Source organism: Bradyrhizobium manausense (assembly GCF_001440035.1).
GTDB lineage: Bacteria > Pseudomonadota > Alphaproteobacteria > Rhizobiales > Xanthobacteraceae > Bradyrhizobium > Bradyrhizobium manausense.
In genome coordinates this window covers 303,599-310,706 of the sequence record NZ_LJYG01000047.1, presented here as the reverse complement: position 1 = coordinate 310,706, position 7,108 = coordinate 303,599, and the positions used below count along the sequence as shown (strand labels likewise).

Sequence of the window (7,108 nt, the reverse complement as noted above, 5' to 3'; positions counted from 1 at the left end):
CCGCGTTGGGTCTTGCGGCCGAGCCAGCCGGCCTCGACGTATTTCACCAGTAGCGGGCACGGGCGATACTTGGAGTCGGCAAGGCCCTCATGCAGCACCTGCATGATCGACAGGCAGGTATCGAGACCGATGAAATCGGCAAGCTCCAGCGGGCCCATCGGATGGTGCGCCCCGAGCTTCATCGCCGCGTCGATCGCCTCGACATTGCCGACGCCTTCATACAGCGTGTAGATCGCCTCATTGATCATCGGCAGCAGGATGCGGTTGACGATGAAGGCCGGGAAATCCTCGGAGACAGCGACCTGCTTGCCGAGTTTGGCGACGAATTCCTTGGACGCCTCGAAGGTCGCATCGTCGGTGGCGATGCCGCGGATCAGTTCCACCAGCTCCATCAGCGGCACCGGATTCATGAAGTGAATGCCGATGAAGCGCTCGGGCCGGTCCGTGGCGGCGGCAAGGCGGGTGATCGAGATCGAGGATGTGTCGGAGGCGACGATCGCCTCCGGCTTCAGAATCGCGCAAAGGTCGTGGAAGATCCTGCGCTTGACCTCTTCCTTCTCGACCGCGGTCTCGATCACGAGATCGCAGTCGGCGAGGTCGTCCAGCTTCTCGGCGAGCTTGATGCGCGCCATTGCCTTGGTCTTGTCGTCCTCAGTGACGGCCTTCTTGGAGACCTGCCGCGCCAGATTGCCGTTGATGGTGGCCATGCCTGACTTCAGGCGGTCGGCCGAGACGTCGTTGAGCACCACGTCGAAGCCGGCCAGGGCCGCGACATGCGCGATGCCGTTGCCCATTTGACCCGCGCCGATCACGCCGACCTTCTTGATCACTGCCGCCATAATGCCATCCACCGGAACGGCGCGCATATCGCGCCTGCCTATCCCCTGAGCCAGGAGGTCTGATTTGACCAGAAGCCCGATTTAATCAGAACCTTGGCTCGAAACCTAGATTGGATCGCTTCAAAGGCGTGCCCCACGCCAAAGAAAACGCCTCAGAAATGAAACACCGGCCGGAGTTTATACCTCCGGCCGGTGTTTTTATGGGGTTTTACTTGCCGAGCTTGCCGAGTTCGGCGGTCAGCTCCGGAACCGCCTGGTAGAGGTCGGCGACAAGGCCGTAATCAGCCACCTGGAAGATCGGCGCATCCTCGTCCTTGTTGATCGCGACGATCACCTTGGAGTCCTTCATGCCGGCCAGATGCTGGATGGCACCGGAAATGCCCACCGCGACGTAGAGCTCGGGGGCGACGACCTTGCCGGTCTGGCCGACCTGCCAGTCGTTCGGCGCATAGCCGGCGTCGACCGCCGCGCGCGAGGCACCGACACCGGCCCCTAACTTGTCGGCAAGCGGCTCGATGTACTTGGCGAAGTTCTCGCGGCTCTGCATGGCGCGGCCACCGGAAACGATGATCTTGGCCGAGGTCAGCTCCGGACGGTCGCTTTTGGCAACCTCCTCGCCGACGAAGGTCGACAGGCCGGGATCGGCCGCGGCCGCGACGCTCTCAACCGGCGCGCTGCCACCGGCCGCCGCCGCCGCGAAGGTCGAGGTCCGGACCGTGATGACCTTCTTGGCATCCTTCGACTTCACCGTCTGGATGGCGTTGCCGGCATAGATCGGACGCTCGAAAGTGTCGGGCGCGACCACCTTGATGATCTCCGAGACCTGCATGACGTCGAGCAGAGCTGCGACGCGCGGCATCACGTTCTTGAAGCGCGAGGTCGCGGGCGCGACGATCGCGTCATAGGACGGGGCCAGCGAGACGATCAGCGCGGCCAGCGGCTCGGCGAGATCGTGCGCGTAGGCCTCGCCTTCAGCCACCAGCACCTTGGCGACACCGGCGAGCTTCGAGGCCGCTTCGGCGGCAGCCTTGGTGCCCTGCCCGCCACCGGCGACCAGCACGTGGACGTCGCCGCCGAGCTGAGAGGCCGCGGTCAGCGCCTTGTTGGTGGAGTCCTTGAGGACCTCGTGTTCGTGTTCAGCAATCAATAGCGCAGTCATCAGAGCACCCCGGCTTCGTTCTTGAGCTTCGACACCAGCTCGGCGACGTCCTTCACCTTGACGCCGGCCTTGCGGCCCGCAGGCTCAGCCGTCTTCAGAACTTCGAGGCGCGCAGTGACGTCGACGCCGTAATCGGCGACGACCTTCTCCGCGATCGGCTTCTTCTTGGCCTTCATGATGTTGGGCAGCGAAGCATAGCGCGGCTCGTTGAGACGCAGATCGGTGGTGACGATCGCCGGTCCCTTGAGCTTGACGGTCTGCAGGCCGCCATCGACTTCGCGGGTGACCTTGAAATCCGAACCTTCGACCTCGAGCTTCGAGGCAAACGTCGCCTGCGCCCAACCCAGCAGCGCAGCCAGCATCTGGCCGGTCTGATTGCTGTCGTCGTCGATCGCCTGCTTGCCGAGGATGATCAGGCCAGGCTGCTCTTCTTCAGCAACCTTCTTCAGGATCTTGGCGACGGCGAGCGGCTCGACGGTGCCCTCGGCCTTCACCAGGATGCCGCGATCGGCGCCCATCGCAAGACCGGTGCGGATCGTCTCCGATGCCTGCGCCGGCCCGATGGAGACCACCACGACTTCGGTCGCCTTGCCGGCTTCCTTCAGACGCAGCGCTTCCTCGACCGCGATTTCGTCGAAGGGGTTCATCGACATCTTGACGTTGGCGAGTTCAACGCCCGATCCATCGCCCTTGACGCGGACCTTGACGTTGTAATCGACCACCCGCTTTACCGGCACTAAGACCTTCATCGATCCTCTTTCACTCAATTTGGGAGGGGGGTATTTCAACTGGCGCGGAACCTAAAGGCCTGACCCGGCCCGGTCAACGCGCGTAGGGCCTAATTTTAGTCCCCTGAAATGCTGATCTCAATGGGTCAGCGATTCTGCCCCGGAACCCAGAGCACGTCGCCGGCGCCATCATGGTTAGCGGCGCGGCTGGCCACGAACAGGAAGTCCGACAGGCGATTCATATATTGGATGCCAGCGGCGCCTACGGGCTCGCCGGGCTGGGCTGCCAGCTCCACCATCATGCGTTCCGCCCTGCGGCATATCGTGCGCGCGACATGGAGATAGGCGGCGGCCGGCGTGCCGCCCGGCAGCACGAAAGAGGTGAGCGGCGCCAGCTTGTCGTTGAGCGCGTCGATGTCGTGCTCGAGCCGCTCGACCTGACCCGCCACCACCCGCAGCCGCTCCGCTTTGCCGTCCCGTTCGGGCACCGCGAGATCGGCGCCGAGATCGAACAGATCATTCTGGATGCGGCCGAGCATCGCATCGAGCACCAGTGCATCCTTGGTGTGAAGGCGCGCCACGCCGATTGCGGCATTGGTCTCGTCGACGGTGCCGTAGGCTGCGATGCGCCGATCATATTTCGGACGGCGCTCGCCGGTTCCGAGCGCTGTCGTGCCGTCGTCACCGGTCTTCGTATAGATGCGGTTCAGAACAACCATGAGAGTGTCCTTGTTCTTCGGGCATGATCTCATCGGAAAACCGCTTCACGCCTTGCGCAAGCGCGGCCCTTCGGGTCCGGATCATGCCCTATCGCCCCATCGCCCAGACCGCGACCATGGCAATGACGATCGCGATGAACTGCAGCAGCACGCGCCAGCGCATCAATTTCTGCGACGTGTTGGGCGAGCCGCCGCGCATCATGTTGACGAGGCCGAGCAGCAGCACCACCGCCACGGCGGCCACGGCAATCGGCAGGATGAAAGTACTCAGGAGAGATGCCATTTGGGGGTGATAACACCGTGTGCGGCGCTCCGCCATCTCCCCGGCCGTCATTCCGGGGCGATGCGAAGCATCGAGCCCGGAATCCATTCCTCCAGCTGCGTTGCGGCCCGATGGATTCCGGGCTCGCGCTGCGCGCGCCCCGGAATGACGGCGAGGCGCTTCGCGATCTGGCTTTTGGGCCAAGAATATCAGAAGCTGGCGACATGACTTCCGATTTGCCTCGACCGCCAGCCTTTCCTACCTCTCCCCGCAAGCGGGGCGAAGGAGCAGCGACAGCGGTGCAGCTATCGTGAAAGCCGTTCGCACCATCTATGTCATCGTGGAGGACGCCTTCTACACGTTCCTGGCCGACGACGGCTGGGCGATCGCGAGCCATATCGCGCTGTCGACGCTGATGGCGCTGTTCCCGTTCCTGATCGTGCTGACGTCGCTGGCCGGCTTCTTTGGCTCCAAGGAGCTCGCCGACCAGGCCGCCAGCCTGATGCTTCAGGTCTGGCCCAAACAGGTCTCCGATTCGATTTCGGGCGAGGTGCACGACGTGCTGACGACGACCCGCTCCGGCGTGCTGACCATCGGCGCGGTGCTGTCGGTCTATTTCGCCTCGAATGGCGTCGAGGCACTCCGGGTTGCACTCAACCGTGCCTATGCCGTGGTGGAGATGCGGCGCTGGTACTGGCTCCGGCTGGAATCGATCGGCTACACGCTGGTGGCGGCGTTCACTGCGCTCGCCATGGCATTCCTGATCGTGCTCGGACCGCTGCTCATCGCAGCTGCCCGGCGGCACATTCCGCTGTTCGTCGAATCCAACGAGAGCATCCTCACCTGGCTTCGCTATGGCATCACTATCGCCGCTTTGGTGGTGGCGCTGTTCATCCTGCACGCCTGGCTGCCGGCGGGACGGCGCAGCTTCCTTCAGATCCTGCCCGGCATCGTCTTCACCATGGTGGCATCGCTGATCTCGGGCATCGTGTTCGGCCAATACCTGGCGCGCTTCGCCAACAATTACGTCACGATGTATGCGGGACTCGCCTCGGTCATCATCGCGCTGGTGTTCCTGTATTTCATTGCCGCGATCTTCGTCTTCGGCGGCGAACTCAACGCCGCGATCATCAAATCGCGACTTCCTCACGGCGTGTCGCTTCAAGCAGCGCAATCGCTAACGCCCGCGGGGACACAGGCTTGACGAGGAAGGCGTCGGCGCCGGCTTCGCGCGCGGCCGCCTCATCCTCGCCGCGGCCAGACACGCCGATGATCGGGATCCGGGCCAGCGGCGCCTGCATCTTGCGAACCCGTCTGATCGCCTCGACGCCGTCGATGCCCGGCAACACCATGTCCATCAGCACCGCATCGAAGCCGCCCTGCGCGAGCCTGTTCACCACATCCTCGCCGCGCCCGATGAACTCGGCATGATGGCCGAGCTCGGTCAGGATCGTGTTGAGCACGACGCGGCCGAATGGATTGTCCTCGACGCTGAGCACGCGCAGCGATGTCAGCGGCTCCGCTTCGCCGCCTTCGGTCTTGCCGGCCTTTGCCGGCCCGGCCGCATCGAGCGTGACAGTCAGGGTGAAGGTGGCGCCGCCACCTCGCCGCGGTGCGACCGTAATGTCGCCGCCCATCGCACGGGCCAACTGCTTGACCGAGGACAGACCGAGCCCGGCGCCGCCGAAGCGCGAGGCGATGGTGACATTGGCCTGGGTGAACGGGCGGAACAGCCGCTTGATCTCGGCCATGGTCAGCCCGATGCCGCTGTCGGAGACAGAGAAGGCGACGCCGACCCGGTGCTTGTCCTTGGCTTTGCCGCTAGCTTTGCCCTTGGCGGGCCGCCAAGGCGCGGCCGAGATGGCGACGGCCCCCTGCTCCGTGAACTTGACCGCATTGTCGATCAGGTTCTCGAGTGCGGCGCGGAGGCGAACGGAATCCCCGACCACGAGGCCCGGAAGCTTGTCGGAGATATCGACCTCGGCCTGAAGGCCCTTGGCAGCGGCACGACCGGCGAGCGAATCGCCGGTGCTGCGGGCAAGCGCGCGCAGATCAAACAGATCCTGCCGCAGCGTGCCGCTCTTGCCGGCACCCTTGCCGGTCTTGGCGGCATCGACGAACAGCGTGGCGAGGTTTGCCAAGTGCTCGGCACCGGCCTTGATGGTGTCGGCCCAGCGCCGCTCCCGCTCGCCGAGGTCGGAGGTCGAAAGCAGGTCGCTGATCGCCAGAATGCCGGTCAGGGGCGTCCGAACCTCGTGGGCGAAGGCCGCGAGCGCCGCCTGGATCACGTCGGGTGCAACGTTCCCGGTGCTGCGCTGGCGCACTTTCCCGACCGCCCCGGACCGCTTCCGAGGCGGCTGCCTGGACTTTCGCGTGGTGCGCGCTGCCCGCGTTTTCGCCGCCATAGCTCCCCTTCGAAGTCTCCGCTTCGAACCCCCCGGGCTCAAAGGCGAGCATGGCATGGCCGCCACCCCGGAGTCACGGCACTGCCGTGCTAACCCCCAGAGAAACTTAGCCTAATCCCACGGTCGTGCGGATGCCAGCGGGCGAGATGCCGGCCGCACGCAGCTCCCGGAGGCCAGTCGAGCGGTTCGATTTCGACAGCTTCCGGCCATCGGTGCCGCGAATCAGGCCGTGATGGCGATAGATGGGCTCGGTCAGGCCGAGCAGAGCCTGAATCAGCCGGTGAACCGACGTGGCGTGAAACAGGTCCTGGCCACGCACGATCTCGGTCACCTGCTGGAGCGCGTCGTCGACCACCACGGATAGATGATAGCTGGTCGGCGTCTCCTTGCGGGCCAGGATCACGTCGCCCCACGCCTCGGGCCGCGCGGCGACCAGGCCGCGCTCGCCGTCGGGGCCCTCGCCCTGCTCGTTCCAGGTCAGACCGGAGACCTGCCGGCAGGCCGCCGCCATATCGAGGCGCAAGGCATAGGGCACGCCGGAGGCGATCAGGCGCGCTCGCTCGCCGGCCGGCAGCGAATTCGCATCGCCAGGATAGAGTGGAGCGCCATCGGGATCATGCGGCCATGGCCCATCCCCCTCACGGGCCGAGACCAGCTTTGCGATCTCGGCGCGGCTCTCAAAGGCTGGATAGACGAGACCGAGCGCGGAGAGTCTTTCAAGCGCCGCGCGATAGTCGGCGAGATGCTCCGATTGCCGCCGCACTGGCGTTTCCCAGGCGATCCCGAGCCAGGCGAGATCTTCGTAGATCGCGGTCTCATATTCAGGCCGGCAGCGCGCCACGTCGATGTCTTCGATGCGCAGCAATAGCCGTCCACCGGTCTCCCGCGCGCGGTCGAAGTTCAGCAGCGCCGAATAAGCATGGCCGAGATGAAGGTGGCCGTTCGGGCTCGGGGCAAATCGGAAAACGGGTGGCGGCATCAGATGAATCTCGTCAT

Annotated in this window: 8 protein-coding genes; 1 reads left to right on the top strand and 7 read right to left on the bottom strand. The window is 64.8% G+C overall.

All coding sequences use genetic code 11. The annotated features are described in order from the left end of the window. From AOQ71_RS12645 to AOQ71_RS12625, 5 genes are all read right to left on the bottom strand, one after another. Nucleotides 1-839 (bottom strand): 3-hydroxybutyryl-CoA dehydrogenase (locus AOQ71_RS12645; protein WP_157083500.1); only part of this gene is annotated, 839 nt, incomplete at its 3' end. Nucleotides 840-1,047: 208 nt separating this feature from the next. Beyond that, complete coding sequence (locus AOQ71_RS12640) at nucleotides 1,048-1,998, bottom strand: electron transfer flavoprotein subunit alpha/FixB family protein (RefSeq protein ID WP_057746677.1); 951 nt, start codon at nucleotides 1,996-1,998, stop codon at nucleotides 1,048-1,050. Then, the gene (locus AOQ71_RS12635) at nucleotides 1,998-2,747 is read right to left on the bottom strand and encodes an electron transfer flavoprotein subunit beta/FixA family protein (RefSeq protein ID WP_057746674.1); all 750 of its coding nucleotides are present in this window, start codon (nucleotides 2,745-2,747) and stop codon (nucleotides 1,998-2,000) included. The genes AOQ71_RS12640 and AOQ71_RS12635 overlap by 1 nt, the downstream gene beginning before the upstream one ends. A 125-nt stretch (nucleotides 2,748-2,872) precedes the next feature. Next, nucleotides 2,873-3,445, bottom strand: a complete 573-nt coding sequence (locus tag AOQ71_RS12630; RefSeq protein WP_057746900.1) for a cob(I)yrinic acid a,c-diamide adenosyltransferase — start codon at nucleotides 3,443-3,445, stop codon at nucleotides 2,873-2,875. Nucleotides 3,446-3,533: 88 nt separating this feature from the next. Beyond that, nucleotides 3,534-3,728 (bottom strand): twin transmembrane helix small protein, encoded by a 195-nt coding sequence (locus AOQ71_RS12625; protein WP_057746671.1) that lies wholly within the window; start codon nucleotides 3,726-3,728, stop codon nucleotides 3,534-3,536. A gap of 289 nt (nucleotides 3,729-4,017) precedes the next feature. On the opposite strand from AOQ71_RS12625, the gene AOQ71_RS12620 reads away from it, so the two are divergent. Next, a complete protein-coding gene (locus AOQ71_RS12620; RefSeq protein ID WP_057746668.1) occupies nucleotides 4,018-4,911 on the top strand; it encodes a YihY/virulence factor BrkB family protein in 894 nt (297 codons plus the stop codon). Here the strand turns inward: AOQ71_RS12620 and AOQ71_RS12615 are convergent. Together AOQ71_RS12615 and gluQRS are read right to left on the bottom strand one after the other, a co-directional pair. After that, nucleotides 4,838-6,112 (bottom strand): ATP-binding protein, encoded by a 1,275-nt coding sequence (locus tag AOQ71_RS12615; RefSeq protein ID WP_057746665.1) that lies wholly within the window; start codon nucleotides 6,110-6,112, stop codon nucleotides 4,838-4,840. The genes AOQ71_RS12620 and AOQ71_RS12615 overlap by 74 nt on opposite strands. Nucleotides 6,113-6,218: 106 nt before the next feature. Continuing rightward, entirely contained in the window at nucleotides 6,219-7,091 is an 873-nt protein-coding gene (gene gluQRS / locus AOQ71_RS12610; protein WP_057746898.1) for a tRNA glutamyl-Q(34) synthetase GluQRS, read from the bottom strand. Nucleotides 7,092-7,108: the final 17 nt, after the last annotated feature.

Coding starts and splice junctions, on each gene's coding strand:
- gluQRS (WP_057746898.1), bottom strand. CDS start 7,091: ATGCCGCCACCCGTTTTCCGATTTGCCCCGAGCCCGAACGGCCACCTT.
- AOQ71_RS12640 (WP_057746677.1), bottom strand. CDS start 1,998: ATGACTGCGCTATTGATTGCTGAACACGAACACGAGGTCCTCAAGGAC.
- AOQ71_RS12625 (WP_057746671.1), bottom strand. CDS start 3,728: ATGGCATCTCTCCTGAGTACTTTCATCCTGCCGATTGCCGTGGCCGCC.
- AOQ71_RS12635 (WP_057746674.1), bottom strand. CDS start 2,747: ATGAAGGTCTTAGTGCCGGTAAAGCGGGTGGTCGATTACAACGTCAAG.
- AOQ71_RS12630 (WP_057746900.1), bottom strand. CDS start 3,445: ATGGTTGTTCTGAACCGCATCTATACGAAGACCGGTGACGACGGCACG.
- AOQ71_RS12615 (WP_057746665.1), bottom strand. CDS start 6,112: ATGGCGGCGAAAACGCGGGCAGCGCGCACCACGCGAAAGTCCAGGCAG.